Origin of the sequence: Holdemania sp. 1001095H_141210_F2, from assembly GCF_015558105.1 — a bacterium.
Lineage (GTDB): Bacteria > Bacillota_I > Bacilli_A > Erysipelotrichales > Erysipelotrichaceae > Holdemania.
In genome coordinates this window covers 1-17,882 of record NZ_JADNPO010000024.1, presented here as the reverse complement: position 1 = coordinate 17,882, position 17,882 = coordinate 1, and the positions used below count along the sequence as shown (strand labels likewise).

18 protein-coding genes are annotated in these 17,882 nt (G+C 52.4%); 14 read left to right on the top strand and 4 right to left on the bottom strand.

Going from position 1 to position 17,882, the window contains the following annotated elements; genetic code table 11:
• Nucleotides 1-9 precede the first annotated feature (9 nt).
• The 4 genes from I2G61_RS12585 to I2G61_RS12570 all read left to right on the top strand — a co-directional run bounded on the left by I2G61_RS12585 (nt 10) and on the right by I2G61_RS12570 (nt 3,539).
• On the top strand, nt 10-708 hold the full coding sequence (locus tag I2G61_RS12585; RefSeq protein ID WP_072685361.1) for a Bax inhibitor-1 family protein: 699 nt from the start codon (nt 10-12) through the stop codon (nt 706-708).
• Between the two features lie 240 nt (nt 709-948).
• Nucleotides 949-1,290, top strand: coding sequence for a hypothetical protein (locus I2G61_RS12580; RefSeq protein ID WP_072685362.1), 342 nt, complete (start codon nt 949-951; stop codon nt 1,288-1,290).
• Nucleotides 1,291-1,382: 92 nt separating this feature from the next.
• Entirely contained in the window at nt 1,383-2,621 is a 1,239-nt protein-coding gene (locus tag I2G61_RS12575) for a D-alanyl-D-alanine carboxypeptidase family protein (protein WP_072685363.1), read from the top strand.
• Between the two features lie 102 nt (nt 2,622-2,723).
• Nucleotides 2,724-3,539, top strand: coding sequence for an HAD-IIB family hydrolase (locus I2G61_RS12570; RefSeq protein ID WP_072685364.1), 816 nt, complete (start codon nt 2,724-2,726; stop codon nt 3,537-3,539).
• A 66-nt stretch (nt 3,540-3,605) separates the two neighbouring features.
• Here the strand turns inward: I2G61_RS12570 and I2G61_RS12565 are convergent, their stop codons facing one another.
• The 3 genes from I2G61_RS12565 to I2G61_RS12555 all read right to left on the bottom strand — a co-directional run bounded on the left by I2G61_RS12565 (nt 3,606) and on the right by I2G61_RS12555 (nt 6,774).
• On the bottom strand, nt 3,606-3,839 hold the full coding sequence (locus I2G61_RS12565) for a hypothetical protein (protein ID WP_195548312.1): 234 nt from the start codon (nt 3,837-3,839) through the stop codon (nt 3,606-3,608).
• A 90-nt stretch (nt 3,840-3,929) separates the two neighbouring features.
• The gene (locus I2G61_RS12560) at nt 3,930-4,967 is read right to left on the bottom strand and encodes a CAP domain-containing protein (protein WP_072685366.1); all 1,038 of its coding nucleotides are present in this window, start codon (nt 4,965-4,967) and stop codon (nt 3,930-3,932) included.
• Between the two features lie 544 nt (nt 4,968-5,511).
• Nucleotides 5,512-6,774: a replication-associated recombination protein A gene (locus I2G61_RS12555; RefSeq protein WP_072685367.1), complete on the bottom strand. Its 1,263-nt coding sequence runs from the start codon at nt 6,772-6,774 to the stop codon at nt 5,512-5,514.
• A gap of 282 nt (nt 6,775-7,056) precedes the next feature.
• On the opposite strand from I2G61_RS12555, the gene dtd reads away from it, so the two are divergent.
• The 5 genes from dtd (at nt 7,057) to I2G61_RS12530 (ending at nt 12,406) form a co-directional block, all read left to right on the top strand.
• Nucleotides 7,057-7,506 carry a D-aminoacyl-tRNA deacylase gene (gene dtd, locus I2G61_RS12550; protein ID WP_072685368.1) on the top strand — a complete coding sequence of 150 codons (450 nt, stop codon included), beginning with the start codon at nt 7,057-7,059 and terminating at the stop codon, nt 7,504-7,506.
• Between the two features lie 85 nt (nt 7,507-7,591).
• Nucleotides 7,592-8,446: a bifunctional methylenetetrahydrofolate dehydrogenase/methenyltetrahydrofolate cyclohydrolase FolD gene (gene folD, locus I2G61_RS12545; RefSeq protein WP_072685369.1), complete on the top strand. Its 855-nt coding sequence runs from the start codon at nt 7,592-7,594 to the stop codon at nt 8,444-8,446.
• 3 nt (nt 8,447-8,449) lie between these two features.
• Nucleotides 8,450-8,653, top strand: coding sequence for a DUF951 domain-containing protein (locus tag I2G61_RS12540; protein ID WP_072685370.1), 204 nt, complete (start codon nt 8,450-8,452; stop codon nt 8,651-8,653).
• A gap of 128 nt (nt 8,654-8,781) precedes the next feature.
• Nucleotides 8,782-9,882: a redox-regulated ATPase YchF gene (ychF, locus tag I2G61_RS12535; RefSeq protein WP_072685371.1), complete on the top strand. Its 1,101-nt coding sequence runs from the start codon at nt 8,782-8,784 to the stop codon at nt 9,880-9,882.
• Between the two features lie 241 nt (nt 9,883-10,123).
• Nucleotides 10,124-12,406, top strand: a complete 2,283-nt coding sequence (locus I2G61_RS12530; RefSeq protein ID WP_072685372.1) for an EAL domain-containing protein — start codon at nt 10,124-10,126, stop codon at nt 12,404-12,406.
• Nucleotides 12,407-12,525: 119 nt separating this feature from the next.
• On the opposite strand, the gene I2G61_RS12525 is transcribed toward I2G61_RS12530, so the two are convergent.
• The gene (locus I2G61_RS12525) at nt 12,526-13,536 is read right to left on the bottom strand and encodes a helix-turn-helix domain-containing protein (protein WP_072685373.1); all 1,011 of its coding nucleotides are present in this window, start codon (nt 13,534-13,536) and stop codon (nt 12,526-12,528) included.
• 207 nt (nt 13,537-13,743) lie between these two features.
• Here I2G61_RS12525 and I2G61_RS12520 point away from each other — a divergent pair, with 207 nt between their 5' ends.
• From I2G61_RS12520 to I2G61_RS12500, 5 genes are all read left to right on the top strand, one after another.
• Entirely contained in the window at nt 13,744-14,067 is a 324-nt protein-coding gene (locus I2G61_RS12520) for a cyclic-di-AMP receptor (protein ID WP_006058515.1), read from the top strand.
• A gap of 189 nt (nt 14,068-14,256) precedes the next feature.
• Nucleotides 14,257-14,685 carry a flavodoxin domain-containing protein gene (locus tag I2G61_RS12515; protein ID WP_072685374.1) on the top strand — a complete coding sequence of 143 codons (429 nt, stop codon included), beginning with the start codon at nt 14,257-14,259 and terminating at the stop codon, nt 14,683-14,685.
• A 73-nt stretch (nt 14,686-14,758) separates the two neighbouring features.
• The gene (locus tag I2G61_RS12510) at nt 14,759-15,940 is read left to right on the top strand and encodes a DNA glycosylase AlkZ-like family protein (protein ID WP_083538630.1); all 1,182 of its coding nucleotides are present in this window, start codon (nt 14,759-14,761) and stop codon (nt 15,938-15,940) included.
• Between the two features lie 91 nt (nt 15,941-16,031).
• On the top strand, nt 16,032-16,547 hold the full coding sequence (locus I2G61_RS12505; protein WP_072685375.1) for a GNAT family N-acetyltransferase: 516 nt from the start codon (nt 16,032-16,034) through the stop codon (nt 16,545-16,547).
• Nucleotides 16,544-17,788 carry a M28 family metallopeptidase gene (locus tag I2G61_RS12500; RefSeq protein WP_072685376.1) on the top strand — a complete coding sequence of 415 codons (1,245 nt, stop codon included), beginning with the start codon at nt 16,544-16,546 and terminating at the stop codon, nt 17,786-17,788. The genes I2G61_RS12505 and I2G61_RS12500 overlap by 4 nt, the downstream gene beginning before the upstream one ends.
• Nucleotides 17,789-17,882: the final 94 nt, after the last annotated feature.

Below are 17,882 nucleotides of genomic sequence, written 5' to 3'. Positions count from 1 at the left end.
GGATATATTATGGATCGTCAGGAAGTTGTTTCGTCCTTAGGAGGCGTCAGCCTTTCGCAGCATCTCACCCATACGTTTTTATGGATGACTGCCGGTTTGGCCGTCACGGCGATTGTTGCTTTTCTTACTCTGTTCAGCGGGCTGTGGATTACGATTTATTCGTTCTCGTTGGCGCCGTTGGTGTTGTTGGTCGCACAGCTGGGCGTGGTTATTTTTCTGACCGGCAAGCTGGCTAAAATGCAGCCTTCGACGGCGAAGCTGTTGTTTCTTGCGTATTCGGCGCTGACCGGTATTACGTTCTCAATTCTGCCGCTGGCCTATGGCTTCGGCACGATGTTTATCGCTTTTGGGTTCACCGCGCTGATGTTTGGAAGCATGGCCGTCATCGGCATGACCACAAAGAAAGATTTAAGCGGTCTGGGCCCGATTCTGATGGCCGGACTGATCACGATGATCGTCATCACGATCGTCGGCTGGTTCATCAATCTGGACGCCATTTCGATGGTGATGAATTATATCATGATCGGAATTTTCCTGGGCTTGACCGCCTACGACATGCAGAAGATGAGAGCGATGTATTATGCCTGCGAATCGGAACCGGAAATGCTGGATAAGATTTCCATCTATTCCGCACTGGATCTGTATCTCGACTTCATCAATATTTTCCTGTATGTTCTGCGGATTTTAGGCCGCAGTCAGAAAAATTGACAGCCAGGCTGATCTGGAAAGCTGACTCCTGCGAAGAGGTCAGCTTTTTTTGCATGGCTTGGACTCCTTTTTCAGCTGAATACTGTTCGAAGTCCGAATGACGATTGGAAAACGGCAGGGGGATCAAGTTTAAGCCATAAATGACTACCCTTTTCGCTCTCTTTCTGCAATAATAGAGATAAGGAAAGACACGTTTGAATGGGTATGTTGAAAATCGCGTCGTAAAAAAGGGAGGATAAGATGAAAAACATAAGCCGGACAGTCAGCCGCTTCTTTGTCGAAGTCATGGACGACTGGAAAATGGACTCACAATCGGCCGTTCTGACGATTACGGACAATGAACTTCGAATTGAGGGTGAACAAATTCTTTGTTTGCCCCGGGCGCAAATCCGCAAGGTGCAGCCGTTTTTGAACGCCAGCCGCGTGGAGGCGGATCCGACATCCGGGAAAGCTCTGGAGGCGGAACCTGATCTGGCGCTGACCGTAGCCAGTCCGTCTGGAATTGACCGGCTGTTATTGATCCGGGTGCTTAAAAACGAAGGAACACGAACAGAAAGTTTATTTGAACAGCTTCGCCAATAACCGCCGCCGCGGTTATTTTCGTCTCGCCAGGCCGGCGGTTATGGTGTAAAATAAAGAAGTCTATGCGAAACAGAACAAAAGGTGGGATGAGCGTGAGAAAATGGATAAGAGCACTGGCGGCCTGGGCGCTGGTCATCGGCATGATCCCGGCGATGCCGGTCAAAGCCGAAGAAGAACTGAATCTGGATGGCGAATCGGCGGTTTTGATCGACGCCGACAGCGGCGCGGTGCTGTATGAGAAAAACGCTGACGATCGCCATTATCCTGCCAGTATTACAAAAATTATGACGGTTTATCTTGCCTTAAGTCAGGGGCATCCCGATCAGATCCTGACAGCGACCGATACGGCGATTGACAACATCGACCGCAAATCCAGTCATATCTGGCTGGATTATGGCGAAGAATTATCGTTAAAAGACGCCTGTTACGCGGCGATCATGGCCAGTGCAAATGACGCGAGCAACGTTCTGGCCGAAGCGATCGGCGGATCTCAGAGCGAATTTGCGGAGATGATGAACGAGGCGGCTGCGGCGGCCGGGGCGAAGAACACCCATTTTGCCAACGCGCATGGTCTGCCGGATGAGGACCATTACACCACCGCCTACGACATGGCGATGATTACCCGGATGGCGATTCAGAACGCGGATTTCGCGGAGATCTTCGGCACGGTGAAATATGAAATGCAGCCGACGAACAAGCAGAAGGACGTCCGTTACTTCGCTTCCGGCAACGATATGCTGAAAAAAGGCGAGTTTTTCTATGAATATGCCACCGGCGGCAAGATCGGCTGGACGGAAGATGCCGGCTACACGATCGTGACCACCGCCTCCAAAGACGGCGTGAATCTGATCGCGGTCGTTCTGAAGAATTCCAACAAGAACGCCCGCTATACCGATACCCGGACATTGTTCGATTATGGCTTTGCCAACTACAAGCAGATCACCATTCCCGCCTCTTCCTTTGAAGAAAAGACGGTGGAGATCAAAAAGCGCGGGCAGCTGTGGGCCACGGCAAAGTTTACAATGAGCTATGATTTCAAGATTCTCGCGCAGGCTGACGACGATGAAAGTCAGTATACCGCCAGCGTAATCGTCGAGAATGAAAAGGATCCGGACACGGTTCAGGCTTACGCAATCCTGAATAAAAACGGCGTGGAAATTGCCCGGCAGGCGATGGAGAAGGAACTGGCAGTCAATGATATCAGCTTCAAGGCGACGACCTGGCCGATCATCCGAAAAGGGCTGGATCTGTTCAGCGTCGGCGTGTTCGCCGTGTTCATGGGATTGTTTTTCATCGCAGCTCTGGGGCGAATAAGCCGCCGGCGTTTGTGAGTAAGGGAAAGAGGAAAACCTCTTTTTCTTTTTGGCAAATTCAGGTACAATGAAAAGCAAAGAGAATGATAAGGAACAGAAAAAAGGTAGAGGGGACAGAAAATGCTCAAATTGTTGGTTACCGATCTGGATGGAACATTGCTGAAAATTGGAAACGAGCTGTCAGCCGGGATCAGTGATGAAAACCGGGAAGCTCTGACGGCGTTTGTCAACGAAGGCGGGCATGTGGCGATCGCCAGCTCGCGGGGGGCGGACGCTCAGACCCTGATCAGCGGTTTACTGGGGGTTCCGGTCGCTGCGATCGGAATGAACGGGTTTATCATTTTAAATGAAGACGGAGAAAAAATTAACGAGCACTGGATGGAGTTTGACGACTTTGCGGAACTGGCAGAATTCATTCAGAAACATCGGATCAACGGTTCCCTGATCACCCGCGGGGATGATGGCGGTTCCTATGGTTTTGGCAGCGAAGCGACTTATCCCCAGCGGTTAACGCCGGACAGTCCGGTTATCCGGCAGAACTGGCGGCTGGAATTTGCGGATTTTGCCTCGCGCTCGGGCCGCTGTTCAAAGATCAGCTTGTTTGTGGAACCCGCCCAGCACAGCGAAGCGTCGCGGCTTTTGCACGCCGCCTTTGACGGTCGGTTTGAGATTGCGGCTTCGGATGTGGATATGTTGGACGTGAGTCCGGTCGGGATCAACAAGGGCAGCGGTATTCTGGAACTGGCGCGGGCGGCAGGAATTCACAAAGACGAGATTGCGGTGGTCGGGGATAATGAAAACGATTTGTCGATGTTCAAGGTCATTCCGTTAAGCTATTGCATCGACCATGCGGCCCCGGCTATTCAGGCGCAGGCTTCCTGCAGTGTCGCAACGGTGGCGCAGGCGTTGGCACTGGCGCGGAAAGCGGCGGAGTAAACGGTTATCCATCGGAAAGAGAGAGCACAGGCATAAGTAAAAAAATCTGGACATCCAGATTTTTTTTCAGGAGAGATGACCAATGAAATGGATCAAAATCGGGCGATCCTTTCCCAGCATCGGCAGCTGAGTCCTGCCCGATTTCAGACATGGCAGAAGATCGCGCATGCTGCAGAGGAGCTGACTTATCGTCTGCAAGCTTTCCTGATGGAATAGCTTCTCGATCTCCTGCGGCGTCGTACAGGTGCGGTTTTTTACATGCGGACTGCCGTTCAAATCAAAAACCTTCCTTCCGATCACGTCCCTTGTCTGCTTTTATTACAGCGTGTTCCTCGAGGAAAAAGAAAAAAGGATGATCTTCATCAAGAAGAACATCCCTTTCCGGGTTTGTTATTGATAGGCGATCGCTGCCCACATCTTACCGGAGTAGCCGATTGCGATCTTTGTCGAGCTGCTGCTCAGGATGATCGCCCGATGGCCTGAAGAATTCATCCACCAGTTGAATTTATCCTGCACAGTGCTGCCGGCGTAGGTCAGAATCTCCAGCGGATGACTGTAAGAAACGCCGTATTCATCAAACGCCGTTTTATAATGGGAACCATCCGGACGTTTGTGGGAAACATAACCTGCCGCTTCCGAAGCGCGGACGCCAATCGCCGCCTGCGCGTTTTCATCGCCCAGCGACAACGGATCCAAACCGGCATCGGCGCGGGCATTGTTGATCAGGTTCAACATGGATGTAATCGCGTCGCCAGCGACCACGCCGCTGGATTTCGGCTTCGGTTTTTCCTTGACCTGGACGCCCAGCGTGGCAAAACCCACGTTGCCGGAAGCGTCAGCGATCGAGAAATAAACTTCATATTCGCCGCTTTGAGAAGCGTCGACATAATTCTCTACCCACAGCTGCTGGATGTCTAACGGTTCCAGACTGTTGTCGGAAACAGATTCCACCCAATCCAGCGGATTCCATTCCTCTTCGTATTCCAAACGGATGTGCGGATACTTTAATTCAATGACCGGAGCGGTTGTATCCTGAATGTCCAGGGTCACTTCGCGCGACAAGGTTGTCTGCAGCAGACTGTTCTGCGCAGCGCTGTTGTTCAGCGTCAAATGAACCATGACATCCTGTTGTCCAATTTTGCTCAAGTCTAACTGATCGATTTTAATTTCGGCATTCGTCAGATCAGCGGCCGGGGCCATCAATGTCGTTTCTTCGGCCGGGACACTGACAGCGGCTTCCTGAAATAACGCTGTTTTAATTTTATCAGCGGCATTCAGGTCGTTAATTTCCAGACGGATCGTTGGCTTGACGTCTGCTTCGGATTCACCCTCGGCTCGGATCGGAGAAGTGATCGCCGCAGTGGTAAAGCATGTAAGCAAGGTAACGATCGTTAATGAACTGGAAAGAGCTTTATGTTTTTGAGTCATAATTTCCTCCTTCGGTTCACGACCATGATTATTGTATAATGAAATAATTTCGATGGCAAATTGAATAAGGAAATTTTCACAGAATTCACATGAAAATCCCACATTTGAAGGCCTTTTTGTTAAAAATGGGAGAAAATTCCTTCGTTTTTCTTTCCCGGAAATTCATAAAAATTTAAGAATTCCGTAGACACTTCTTCAAAAATGACTAGCAAAACCGACTCATTCTGAGTGAATCCGCAGACAAAATGACGTTTTTGTCAGATTTCCAATGCGGGCGATCGGTCAAGATTCTTCTTGAAAAAAGGTAAAAATATCAGATTTTTTAACCTTCAATTTTTGTGATGGCACCGCTTGCATTTTCGGGGTGAAAGGGCGGTGCGGGCAGCCTGAAAATTCAGCTGAAAACCAAGCTTGAGATGCGATAAGCATAACCGAAGCGGGTGGAAATTTTGAGACGGTGCATAACCGAAAATGAAAAAGTCCGGATCGTTGCGAAGACGTCCAGACCTGTTAAAACGTGAGCGAAGCGGAAATTCGCAGCGGGTTATTTTCCCCGCTTCAATTCTGCCAGATTTTTGGAGCGAACATAGCGTTTTAATGATTCATAGTTGGCCGCCAGCTGTTTTTCATAGGCCGAGGTGGCCTGCGGTTGGTAAAACCGTTTGGTTCGGATCGCGTCGGGCAGATATTGAATCTTGTGCCACAAATCGGGACGATCATAAGGATACTTGTCTTCTTCCTTCATGCCGACCGGGGTGAAACGCAGATAGGCCGGCACCGGCGGATCGCTGGCTTCCGCTTCCGCCATCGCGGCCTGGATCGCCAGTTCGCCTGACTTGGATTTTGGGGACAGCGCCAAGTCGATCACCGCAACGCCCAAGGGAATCATGCCTTCCGGGAAACCCACGCGCTTGGCGGCGTCGATCGCCGAGATCGTGCGGGCCACTGCGGCCGGATTGCCCAGCCCGATATCCTCATAGGCGATGACCAGCAGCCGCCGCTCGATCGAGTCCATATCACCCGCCTGAATCAGCCGCGCCAGATAATATAAGGAAGCGTCCACATCGCTGCCGCGGATCGCTTTCTGAAATGCGCTGACGGCGTCGTAATGTCCGTCGCCGTCCTTGTCGATGCCCTGTACCGGCCGCTGGACATATTGCCGCACCAGTTCCGGGCTGATCACCGGTTCATCGCTGGCGATCGCGCACAGCTCGAGGACGTTCAAGGCATAGCGGATGTCTCCGCCGCAATAGCTGGCGATCAGTTCGGCTGCTCTCGGATCCAGTCTGACTTGTCCGTTTAAGCCCTTTTCACTGGCTGCCGCACGGTTGAGCGCCGCGATGATATCGTCGGTTTCCAACGGCTTGATCGCGAACAAATGACAGCGGGAACGGATTGCCGGATTGATCGCCATCGTCGGATTGGAGGTCGTCGCGCCAATCAGGATAATCCGCCCGTTTTCCACATGCGGCAGAAGCAGATCCTGCTTGTCCTTATTTAAGCGGTGAACTTCGTCGATGATTAAGACGAGTCCGTCGTAAAATTTAGCTTCCTCAAAAATGGTGTCGAGTTCTTTTTTATTGCCGGTGACGGCGTTGAACAGCCGGTAAGGCAGATGCAGCTCGTTGGCCAGCACTGAGGCCAGCGTCGTTTTGCCCGTCCCCGGCGGCCCGTAAAAGATCATCGAAAACAACCGGCCCTGTTCAATACAGCGCCGGATCACCTGCCCGGGTCCGATGAGATGCTGCTGACCGATCACCTCGTCCAAAGTTTCCGGCCGCATTCGAAAGGCTAAAGGTTGTTTCATGCGATCAACTCCTTCGTCTTATTTTACCATCTGAAAACAAAATAGGAAACGTTTCTTCTTTCCGGCAGCCGAAGTGCTTGGGCAGGTCCGGAAGAATCGTGCTTTTCAGGAGTTTGCGCAGAGAAATTAGGAAAACAGAAACGAGAGTGAGAACTGATTCTGTTTGATAACGACCGCTTTGCATCCTCTCTGTGCTTGCGGTGCAACGGTTTTCCGTTATAATTAAAGAGAAGAAAGACAGAAAACTAAAAATGAGAAAGGTTTCTTATCAGGGAGGAAGTCATGAGAGTAGTTTTGCAGCGGGTGAGTGAAGCGTCCGTCACGATCGACGGGCAGCTTGTTAATGAAATTCAGCAGGGATATCTTTTGTTAGTTGGAATCGTCGACGGCGACACTGCGGAAACCGTTGAGAAAATGGCTGCGAAAGTACATGATCTGCGCATTTTTGAAGATGAAAATGGTAAAATGAATTTATCCATTGAGCAAATCGGCGGACAGGTGCTGTCGATTTCCCAGTTCACACTGTACGCCAACTGTAAGAAAGGCCGGCGTCCAAGCTTCGATCAGGCAGCTCGGCCGGAGATCGCCAGTCCGTTGTACGACGCGTTCAACGACGCGCTGCGAAAGACAGGCCTGGTCGTCAAGCCGGGCATTTTCGGAGCCGAGATGAAAGTCCGGCTGCTCAACGATGGGCCGGTGACGTTAATTCTGGACAGCCGCGAATTATTTTAAGCGCGGGCGGTCTTAAAGCCGCTTGAAACAAAAGCGGGCAAAGAAAGCAGGAAACAGACGGAAAGTCTGATCAAGGAGGAAGACGATGGCACAGGTGATTTATGGCTCTGAAGTATCAAAAGACATCCGCGCAGAACTGAGCGAACAAATCGGGGCGCTGCGGGCTGCCGGACGGCGGATGCCGAAGCTGGCAGTGATTCTGGTTGGGGATAACCCGGCTTCGCTTTCGTATGTCACCGGCAAGGAAAAAGCCTGCACGCAGGTTGGAATGGAATCGGAGCTGATCAAGCTGCCGGCTTCGACTTCTCAGGCTGAACTGATGGCGGTGGTCCGGCGTTTGAACGAGGATCCGGCGGTCGACGGCATCTTATGCCAGCTGCCGCTGCCTCAGGGATTGGACAGCGCGCAGGTGATTCGCGAAATCCGGCCGGACAAAGATGTCGACGGCTTTCATCCGATCAATGTCGGCAAGCTGCATTTAAAAGAAGACGGCTTTGTGCCGTGCACGCCGCTGGGTTGTATGGAGCTGCTTCATCGGATGGGAATTAATCCGGAAGGCAAGCGCGCGGTCGTGCTGGGCCGAAGCAATCTGGTCGGCGCGCCGGTTGCGCGGCTGTTGTTAAATGAGAACGCGACCGTCACGATCTGCCATTCCAAAACGGAAAATCTTGCGCAGGTGTGCGCGGAAGCCGATATCCTGATCGCCGCGGTCGGCCGGGCCAAAATGGTCACGGCGGACTACGTGAAGGAAGGCGCGGCGGTGATCGACGTGGGCATCAACCGCAACGCTGAAGGCAAACTGGTCGGCGACGTGGACTTTGCGTCAGTCGAGCCGAAGGCCGGATTCATCACGCCGGTTCCCAAGGGCGTCGGGCCGATGACGATCACGATGCTGCTGAAAAATACACTGAAGGCTTATCGTCACCATGAAGGGGAATAACCAATGATTACGGATTACGATTTAAACGACATTGTGGAGATGAAGAAGGAACATCCCTGCCACAAATCAAAATACTGGAAGATCATCCGCATGGGCGCCGACATCAAGATCAAATGTCTGGGCTGCGGTGCGGCGATCATGTTTCCCCGTTCGGAATTTGAGCGGAAATGTAAAAAACTGATTGAGAAAGCGGACAAGGCGGAGTAAAATCCGTCTTTTCTGCCGCTGACCGTCCGCTGCATCTTGAGAATCAGACTGAAAAAAGGTAAACTAATAAAGGATTTCCGCGGCCAGCTTTGCTTGAGAAGCCGCGTGAGTGAAAGGATGAAAAACTTATGTCATTAACCGCAGGTATCGTCGGACTGCCCAATGTTGGCAAGTCGACCCTGTTTAACGCCATCACCCAGAGTCAGGTCGAGGCGGCGAACTATCCGTTCGCAACGATTCAGCCCAACGTCGGCGTCGTCGAAGTGCCGGATGAGCGCATCGACAACATCGCGGCGCTGTTCAACCCGAAGAAAATTATCCGCACGACTTTCGAATTTACGGACATTGCCGGTCTGGTCAAGGGCGCGTCCAAAGGCGAAGGTCTGGGCAACCAGTTTTTGAGCCACATTCGTCAGGTCGACGCTGTGTGCCATGTCGTGCGCTGCTTTGACAACCCGGATATCACGCATGTCGAAGGCTCCGTTGATCCGATCCGCGACATTGAGATCATCAATCTGGAGCTGGCGCTGGCCGACTTGCAGACAGTGGAAAACCGGATCACCAAGGTTGAACGCAAAGCCCAGGCGAAAGATAAGGAAGCCGCTGCAGAATACGCGGTGTTAAGCAAGCTGGTCGAAGCGCTGCGCGAAGGCAAAGCGGCCCGCAGCGTTGAATTAGGCAAGGAAGAAGCGCTGATTGCCAAAAGCTATCAGCTGTTGACCGCCAAGCCGATGATCTACGTCGCCAACATGTCGGAAGACGACATCGCCGATCCGGAAAACAACGCTTACTACAAGCTGGTCAAGGCGTATGCCGAAGCGGAGAACAACGACGTCATCGCGATCTGCGCGCAGATCGAGGAAGAACTGTCGTCATTGGAAAAAGAAGAGAAGCTGGCATTTCTGGAAGAGCTGGGAATTCCTGAATCCGGTCTGGACCGCGTGATCAAGTCTGCGTATCATCTGTTAGGGCTGAAGACTTACTTCACCGCCGGCGAACCGGAAGTCCGCGCCTGGACCTTCCGCGAGGGCATGACGGCGCCGGAATGTGCCGGGATTATCCACACCGATTTCCAGCGCGGCTTTATCCGCGCGGAAACGTACAGCTATGACGATTTGATGACGTATAAGAGTGAAACCGCCTTAAAAGAGGCGGGCAAGCTGCGGCTGGAAGGCAAGGATTACATCGTGCAGGATGGCGACGTCATGCATTTCCGCTTCAACGTTTAAGCTGAATATCCTCATTGATTGTTAATGCAGAGTAACATCCCGGCTTCATCGCGGGATGTTTTTGCGTGGAAACTGCGTTTGCCAACCGACTTCCCATTTTGTTTGGAAAGAAATGAAATCAGTTTGGGAAAATCAGGAACTTTGTTCAATTCCGTGCGCTTTTGAGGACTTCCCTACGGGTTATTCCTTGTCATGGAACAACGGTCTATGGTAAAATTAAAACAACAGGTTGGTAAAAAAAATGAATCCACAAACAGCCCAGAAAAAAACCAAAATTGCAATCATAGGGATTTGCCTGTGCTTTTTATCGGGCAGTCTGGGGTATGTTCAGTATATGCGCACGCAGAGCGAAAACGACAGCGTTCAATATCTGGACAATGCCGCCGCCCAGCTGCAGAACACGATGATCAAACAGATTGACGGTGATTTTCAAACGCTGGAAGCGCTGGCGATCGTGCTGGGGGAAACGGGAATCAACGACGCGGAGCGGATGATTGCCATTCTGGAAACGATCAACAATCAGAATCAGTTCGTCCGGATGGGCTATGCCGATTTAAGCGGCAATGCGGATCTGGTCGATATCCGCAGCAATCATCATTTGAAAAAACAAGTAGGCCGGGAACCTTTTTTTCAGCAGACGGTGAGGGAAGGCCGCAGTCTCTCCAACCCGCAGCTGGATGAAAAACAGGAATGGATGGGCAGCTATGGAATGTTGATTAAAAACAACGACGGCGAACCGACCGGTGTTTTAATCGCGGAGAATCTGATGGATGTTTACAGCTCTATTCTGGATGCGCCGCTGCTTAACGGCGAGGGATACAGCCTGCTTGTGGATGAAACCGGCGCTGTATTGATGCGCCCGCATCATGAGCCGCAGGCCAGGAAGCAGACATTGGCGGAGTTGGGACAATTCACGGATAAAACGCGGGATACGCTGCGGAACTGGCTGACTGAGGGACACGCCGGAAGCCTGCGCTACCGCTCTTTTACCGGACAGCCGGCGATTGCGCAGCTGGTGCCGCTGGGCGTAAATCGCTGGTATCTGTTCTGTGCGGTGCCGACGGCGGCGCTGCATAAAAATTATGACAAAACCTCGCTGGGAATGACGCTTGTCATCACGCTGGCTGCTATGATTTTTTTACTCTTGATGGAATGGCAGAACCGCAGTATGCAAGCAAATCAGAAAGCGCTGGAAACCCTGGCGTATCAGGATCCGTTAACGCAGGAAGGCAATTTTGCCTCGTTTCAGAAAGACGTTCCGGCGCTGCTCAAAAGCGGCTGTACCGTATGGTACTGCGATATCAAAAAGTTCAAATATTTCAACGATCTGTTCGGCTATGAACAGGGCGATGCACTGCTGCGTGATTTTTCCGCCGTCGTGAAAGCGTCGCTGGAGAAGGACGAGCTGTTCTGCCGGGTGTCCGGCGATAATTTTGCCGGGCTGCTGCAGACTCTGGACCCCCAGCGGCTGGCCGCCTGGTTTAACCAGCTGTTAGTGCAGCTCGATCAACAGCTTAACGAACATTCTGCGCTTGTTCATCTGGAACTGTGCATGGGCTTTTTCCCTGTCTGCGAAGACGATCTAACGCTGTCGGTGAACGAGATGGTCAACCGGGCCAACATTGCCCATCGTTCAGTAAAAGATCAGCCGGGCAATCAATTCGCTTTCTTCACCCCGCAGCTGCGCGCTCAGACGCTGCGGGAATCCGAGCTGGAAGCTCAGGCAAAAAAAGCCCTGGCACGCGGGGAATTCGAACTGTACGTCCAAGGCAAGGTCAATATTCAGCAGGACTGCCGGATCGTCGGCGGGGAATGTCTGGCACGCTGGATTCATCCGGAGAAAGGGTTGATTCCGCCCGATCAGTTCATTCCGCTGTTTGAGCACAACGGCATGATTACCCAGCTTGACCGGCTGATGTTTGAAAAAGCCTGTGCCTGGCTGCACGCCTATCTCAAAGAAGGACGCCCGCCGATCAACCTGGCGGTCAATGTATCGCGGCTGGATCTGTTTCAGGATGATTTCCTTGACTGGTATACGGCGGTCAAGCAGCGCTATGCAATTCCCGACGGTTTACTGGAACTGGAATTTACGGAAAGCGTGATGTTAAAAGACGATCAGATCTTCCTGCACGTCGTCGAGGAATTACGCCGGCGGGGATTTATCTGTTCGCTGGATGATTTTGGCAGCGGCTATTCCTCGCTGAATATTTTGAAAAATCTGCCGATTCAGGTGCTGAAGCTTGATATTCTGTTTTTCCGCCAATCTGTGGATATCGGCCGCGAACGGATCATCATCCGCAATATTCTGACGATGGCGCATGAGCTGCAGATGAAAACGATTGCGGAAGGGGTGGAAACGGCGGAACAGGTGGAGTTCCTGAAGGCTGCCGGCTGCGATATCGTCCAGGGCTATGTGTATTTCAAACCGATGCCGCTGGCGAGCTTCGATCAGGTGCTGCGGGAGGAACTGGATCACCCACAGAACTGCCAAACACGCGAAGCGGCGGTCGGATCACGGCGCTAACGTAAAAACATAACGCAAAAACCCACTCGCAAGGTGGGTTTTATCGTAACTTTGGATTACAGGAAACTTCTGCGATAAAGCCGCAGGGACAACCTCATGGTTTGTCCTTGATTCTTAATTCATTCCGGATTAAGCAGCATTTCGTTGGAGCTTAACAGCTGCTGCCGATAGACGGAGGGCGAACATCCGGTATATTTGCGGAAGCTGGCTGAAAAATAATCAGCGTTCGCAAAGCCCAGCTGCTGCGCGATCATCTTGATCGGAACATCCGGATTGCTTAAGTATTCCCGCGCTAAATGCAGACGATATTCCAGAATGAAATTCTGCGGCGATTGCGAGGTATGTTCCTTAAACAGTTTGTACAAATAGATCTCGCTGATATTCAGGCTGTCCGCGACTTCTTTTACCGTCAGATGATCGCCGATGTGCTGATAGACATAACTGACGGCCCGGCTGATCAGATAATGAGTGGAACTGATCGGAATCGGCCGCAGAGTCAAAACGGCTTTTCCCTGTTGGGCCATACGCACCATTTTGATCAGCAGCGAACAGAACAGGTTCTGAACGATCAGACAGGAACCCATTTCAGCATCGGCGGCTTCGTCAAAGATCCGTTCCAGCAAGTAGCGGAGGATCTGGCGATCGTTGTCGCGGACCTGATAGAAGGGGAACCATTCCAACAAGCGCGTCATGAATTCGCTGCGCATCGCCAGATTGCTGACGTCAAAGTTAATGAAGTAGGTTTCCACTTCTTCCTTCGGATTGGCCTGCGTTAAAATCCCGCGCGGAGGAATGATCACGGCGTGGCCGGCATGGACGGGAAGCGCCTGATCGTCAATCAAAAGCAGAGCTTTGCCGCGGACAACGTAATTGACGCGGAACAAATGGACGTAGGACTGCGGATTTTCCTCAGCCTGCGCTAAAATGCGGCCGGCGCAAAACGCTTTCAGGCGGTAATGGTAAAGCCGCTCGCTCAGCGGATCGGATTGAATCATATATTGAAAAAGTTCGTTGGACATGCCGATCACTTCCTTGAAATCAGTATACCAGAATTTCCTTGAAAGATTATAAAAATGATCGAAACGGCAGGACAGGGCTTTTCTGCCGTCATGAAAAGCTGTTTGTTTCATGGATTCTTATCTCTTTTGTGTTCTGCCGCAGCGCAGATTGTTTTTTTAACGCTTCATGAATTGGATTAAAACAGAAAGAAAAGCGGGATTGCGGCTTAGCGGGCCGGCTCTGAAAGAAGGATAAAGATTCTATGAAAATCATTGAAAAGGGATTTCAAGGCGGGCAAAATATGATAAAATAGAGATATATAAAAGGAGGCCTTGATTATGAAACTGATCTTAGCCATTGTCTCGAATGATGATAGTTCCAGTGTTTCTTCTGCTTTAACCAAAGCCAATTTCCAGGTGACCCGGCTGGCGACGACCGGCGGATTCCTGCGGGCAGGCAATACAACGATGATCGTCGGTACAGATGACGATAAAGTGGATCAGGCGATTGAAATTATCGGCAATGAAAGTAAGCGCAGAACAGAAATCGTTCCGTCAACCGCTTCTTACGATATTGGCCGTTATGCTTCGTTCCCGGTTGAAGTCCAGGTCGGAGGGGCCACAATCTTCGTGCTAGATGTTGAGAAATTCCTGAAACTGTAATCCTGAATCAAAGAACGGAGGCAACAAGCTTCCGTTTTTTCATTTGGTTGATTCAAAAGACAGGCATTGAAAAAGAAGGCTTGGGAATGCAGTAAAATCCGGAAGATCAAGAGTGGGGAAAAGTTCTCGGGAAACTCTGTTTAAAACAGAAGAAAACGATCCATCCTGAAAGCAGGAGGACGGATCAAAATGAAAAAATGTATGGTGATGTACTCGTCATCGACCGGCAATACAGAACAGATGGCTCAGGCGATTGCGGAACAGGCGCGAAAAGAAGGCGCGGAGGTGGTTCTGTGTCCGGCCTCGGCGTTGCCTGCTGCGGAGCTGCCGACGATCACACATTGGGCGCTGGGCTGTTCGGCCCATGGCGTCGAGGAACTGGATGGCGACGAGTTTCTGCCGGCACTGGCCCAGATAGAACCGTATTTACGGGGCAAACCGGTGTTGTTGTTCGGTTCTTACGGCTGGGGTGCGGGTGCGTACATGAAACCCTGGGAAGAACGGACAAGGCTGACGGGCGGCGAGCTGTGCGGCGAGGGTTTTGTGTTTGAGGGCGCACCGGCGGAAGCGGCATTGGAAGAAGGAAAGCAACGGGCGAAGATCCTGCTGGCGCAGTGAATCTTCGCTTTTCTTATGGTGTCAGCCCGCTGCGTTTTGTGATACACTGAAAGCATGAACGGAGGGATCAGCCATGCGCACGATGACGAAAGAACAAGCCTTGCGCCATCAGCGGCACGCTCATCATTTAGATGAGAAACTGCCGCGGGCACAAAGACTTGAAGCGGTTTCGGCCTGCGGAATCGTCAACAGTCCGCCCGGCAGCTGGGAACTGGCGATGGCGGTGCGGGTTGCGGAACTTGAGCGCAGCGATCTGCGGCAGGATTTGATCGAAACGAAATGTCTGATGCAGACGTGGAGTCTGCGCGGTGCGCCGACGATATTTCCGCTTGCGGAAGCGGGAACGTTTTTAAGCGCGCTGGCGGCGCAGCCGGAGGAAGTGCCGATCTACGCGCAGCCGCTGTCCTATACCGCGCAGGCGTTAGGCGCTGACCGCAATGTCTTGCTGGAAGCGCTGCGCCGGGCCTGCGCGGTGCTGGAGCACAACCGGATCGTAAGCAAAGCCCGGCTTGATCATGTTTTAGCCGAAGCCATGAAGCCGTATTTGCCGGATCCCATCCGTGAACGGGCGGATGCACCGTCGCTGGTAGCGGAAAAACAGACGCTGCTGGAAGCGGCCGTGTCGTATTTGCTTCGACAATGTGCTTTGGAAGGCCGCGTGATGATGGGAGAACGTCAGGGGAATCAGCCGTCGTTTACCAGTCCTGCTGCCGAGCTTGGACAAGCTTTGGATTTACAGGCGCAGCCTTCGCGGATTGTGGAAAAGTTTCTGCATTGTTATGGCCCGGCGACGGTGCAGGATTTTGCCCGCTGGAGCGGATGCGGCCTGCCTCATGCAAAACGACTGTGGGCTTTAACTGAAGAGGAGCGGGTGGAAATCGAAGTGGAAGGGCAGCGCGGATGGATGCTGGAAGCGGATCTTGATCTGTTGGTAAGTCTGCCGCCGGAGGAATCCAAGATTCAGCTGCTCGGTCCGCACGATCCGTTTCTGGATCTGCCTCAGCGCAGCTGGATTCTGCCGGACAAAGCGGCGCAGAAGAAAGTCTGGCGGACAGTCGGCAGTCCCGGCGTCCTCCTCAAAGATACGCGGATTGTCGGATTCTGGAATGCGCGCGTTCAACGGGAGAAGGCAGCGGTGCAGGTTACATTGTGGGAATCCCTGAACGAAGCGGAGCATTCCTGCATTCACAGGGAAATGGCCCGGCTGCAGGAGTTTCTCGGCCGGACGCTGGAAACCTGCCGGTTTCTGGAATAAGCCAGACATGCCGGGGAATGGCTGGCTGATACAGCCCGGTTTCCCGGCTCGAAAACAAAGCATATCCAATAGGAGAAAAGGGGGAATCACGATGAGATTCAGGGTGACGAAAGAAGAAGATCTGCCGGCGGTCATGACGATTCTGCATCAAGCTCAGGCATATTTTAAAGCCCACGGAATTGATCAGTGGCAGGATGGCTATCCTGACGAAGCGACCCTGCGTCGGGATATTCAAAACGGAACCGCCTATGTCGCCGAGCTTGACGGCGCGGTAGCTGCCTGCGCGACGATCGCTTTTGCGCCGGACGAAAATTACACGACGATGGTCAGCGGCCAATGGCTGACCGAGAGGCCGTATGCCGTAATCCACCGGATTGCGGTTGACGATAAGCTCAAAGGTCAGGGGATTGCCGGCTGGATTCTGGAACAGGCGGAACAGATGTGCCGGCAGCGTGGGGTAGAGAGTTTGAAAATCGACACGCATCAGGACAATACTTCGATGCGGCGGCTGTTGGAAAAACACCATTATCAATATTGCGGCGTCATTCAGCTGCATCGCGATCTGAGTCTGAGGGTCGCTTATGAAAAGAGGTTAGATGAGAAATGAGCACAACGCAATGGGAATTACTTCAAAAGATCGGCTTTGTAAGAGTCAGCGGCACGGCAGAGGAAAAACGGGCGGCGGAGATTCTGCGGGATGAAATTGAGGAACGCGGGGAAAAAGCCCGGCTGGAAATGTTTGAGGTTCCCGGCTGGAAGATCGAACAAGTCCGCTGCGCTACCGAAAAGAACAGCTATCCGGTCACAGCCTATGGCAACTGCGGGGAAACCGACGAAAGCGGCCTGACCGCGCCGTTCTATTATATGGAAATCCCCGGGCCTGTCAGTCTCCAGCAGGCCAGCGGGAAGATCGTGCTGGTCAACGGTTATCTGAACTATAAGCTGTATCAGGCGTTGATTGAAAGCGGCGCGGTGGGGTTTATCACTTATAACGGCGAAGCCCGCGATGAGGAGGAAGCCACGGATATCGCCCATCGCGAGCTGCGGGAAAAGCTGGCACAGCTGGGGAAACTGCCGGGCGTGAACATGTCGATACACGACGCGATGCGGCTGGTTCAGGAAAACCCGAAAATGGTCACGCTGGTCGTGCGTCAGAAATCTGCACCGGCGGTTTCGCAGAACGTCATTGCGGAGATTCAGGGCTTAACCCGGCCGGAGGATGTGATCGTGCTGACGGCGCATTATGATTCAGTCGAATACAGCACCGGCGTGTACGACAACGGGGCGGGCAGCGTGATCCTGATGGCGCTGCTTCAGCACTACCACGACCATCATCCCAACCGCACGCTGCGCTTTATCTGGTGCGGCAGCGAGGAACGCGGGCTGTTAGGCTCGCATGCTTATGTCGACACCCATGAGGAAGATTTAAAAGCGATCCGCTTCAATCTGAACGTCGACGTGGCCGGTGCAATTCTGGGTCATGACAGCGCCTGGTGCTTAGGCCCGCAGTCGTTGGAAGCGATGGTGCAAACCTATGCCGCCCAGACCGGGATTCAGCTGGAAGTCAAAAGCGACGTGTATTCCAGCGACGAAGTGCCGTTTTCCGATCAGGGCATTCCGTCGGTCAGCTTTATGCGTTTTGGCGAAAAGGGAGCCAATTATATCCACAACCGTCACGACGTCCTGCGCTATCTCAGCGCTGAAAGTCTGGAAAAAACGACGGAGCTGGTGCTGAATTTTCTGGATCAGCTTGATCAAAGCGCCGTCTTCCCGATTGAACGGACGATCCCGGAGGATCAGAAAAAGAAGATCGACGCGTATCTGAACAAGAAATCGGAAAAGCAATAACAGGATCTGAAAGCGGCTGCCGCAAAGCGCCGCTTTTTCATACGAAGTGGATACCACGTGCTATGCGCGTGGTGCCAGAGCTTAAAGTGTTAAA

What these genes read in the sequence shown, in the direction of transcription:
- I2G61_RS12560 (WP_072685366.1), bottom strand. Translation starts at nt 4,967, where the DNA reads ATGACTCAAAAACATAAAGCTCTTTCCAGTTCATTAACGATCGTTACC.
- I2G61_RS12570 (WP_072685364.1), top strand. Translation starts at nt 2,724, where the DNA reads ATGCTCAAATTGTTGGTTACCGATCTGGATGGAACATTGCTGAAAATT.
- I2G61_RS12505 (WP_072685375.1), top strand. Translation starts at nt 16,032, where the DNA reads ATGAGATTCAGGGTGACGAAAGAAGAAGATCTGCCGGCGGTCATGACG.
- I2G61_RS12500 (WP_072685376.1), top strand. Translation starts at nt 16,544, where the DNA reads ATGAGCACAACGCAATGGGAATTACTTCAAAAGATCGGCTTTGTAAGA.
- dtd (WP_072685368.1), top strand. Translation starts at nt 7,057, where the DNA reads ATGAGAGTAGTTTTGCAGCGGGTGAGTGAAGCGTCCGTCACGATCGAC.
- ychF (WP_072685371.1), top strand. Translation starts at nt 8,782, where the DNA reads ATGTCATTAACCGCAGGTATCGTCGGACTGCCCAATGTTGGCAAGTCG.
- I2G61_RS12580 (WP_072685362.1), top strand. Translation starts at nt 949, where the DNA reads ATGAAAAACATAAGCCGGACAGTCAGCCGCTTCTTTGTCGAAGTCATG.
- I2G61_RS12510 (WP_083538630.1), top strand. Translation starts at nt 14,759, where the DNA reads ATGCGCACGATGACGAAAGAACAAGCCTTGCGCCATCAGCGGCACGCT.
- I2G61_RS12515 (WP_072685374.1), top strand. Translation starts at nt 14,257, where the DNA reads ATGAAAAAATGTATGGTGATGTACTCGTCATCGACCGGCAATACAGAA.
- I2G61_RS12530 (WP_072685372.1), top strand. Translation starts at nt 10,124, where the DNA reads ATGAATCCACAAACAGCCCAGAAAAAAACCAAAATTGCAATCATAGGG.
- I2G61_RS12555 (WP_072685367.1), bottom strand. Translation starts at nt 6,774, where the DNA reads ATGAAACAACCTTTAGCCTTTCGAATGCGGCCGGAAACTTTGGACGAG.
- I2G61_RS12540 (WP_072685370.1), top strand. Translation starts at nt 8,450, where the DNA reads ATGATTACGGATTACGATTTAAACGACATTGTGGAGATGAAGAAGGAA.
- I2G61_RS12585 (WP_072685361.1), top strand. Translation starts at nt 10, where the DNA reads ATGGATCGTCAGGAAGTTGTTTCGTCCTTAGGAGGCGTCAGCCTTTCG.
- I2G61_RS12525 (WP_072685373.1), bottom strand. Translation starts at nt 13,536, where the DNA reads ATGAAACAAACAGCTTTTCATGACGGCAGAAAAGCCCTGTCCTGCCGT.
- I2G61_RS12520 (WP_006058515.1), top strand. Translation starts at nt 13,744, where the DNA reads ATGAAACTGATCTTAGCCATTGTCTCGAATGATGATAGTTCCAGTGTT.
- folD (WP_072685369.1), top strand. Translation starts at nt 7,592, where the DNA reads ATGGCACAGGTGATTTATGGCTCTGAAGTATCAAAAGACATCCGCGCA.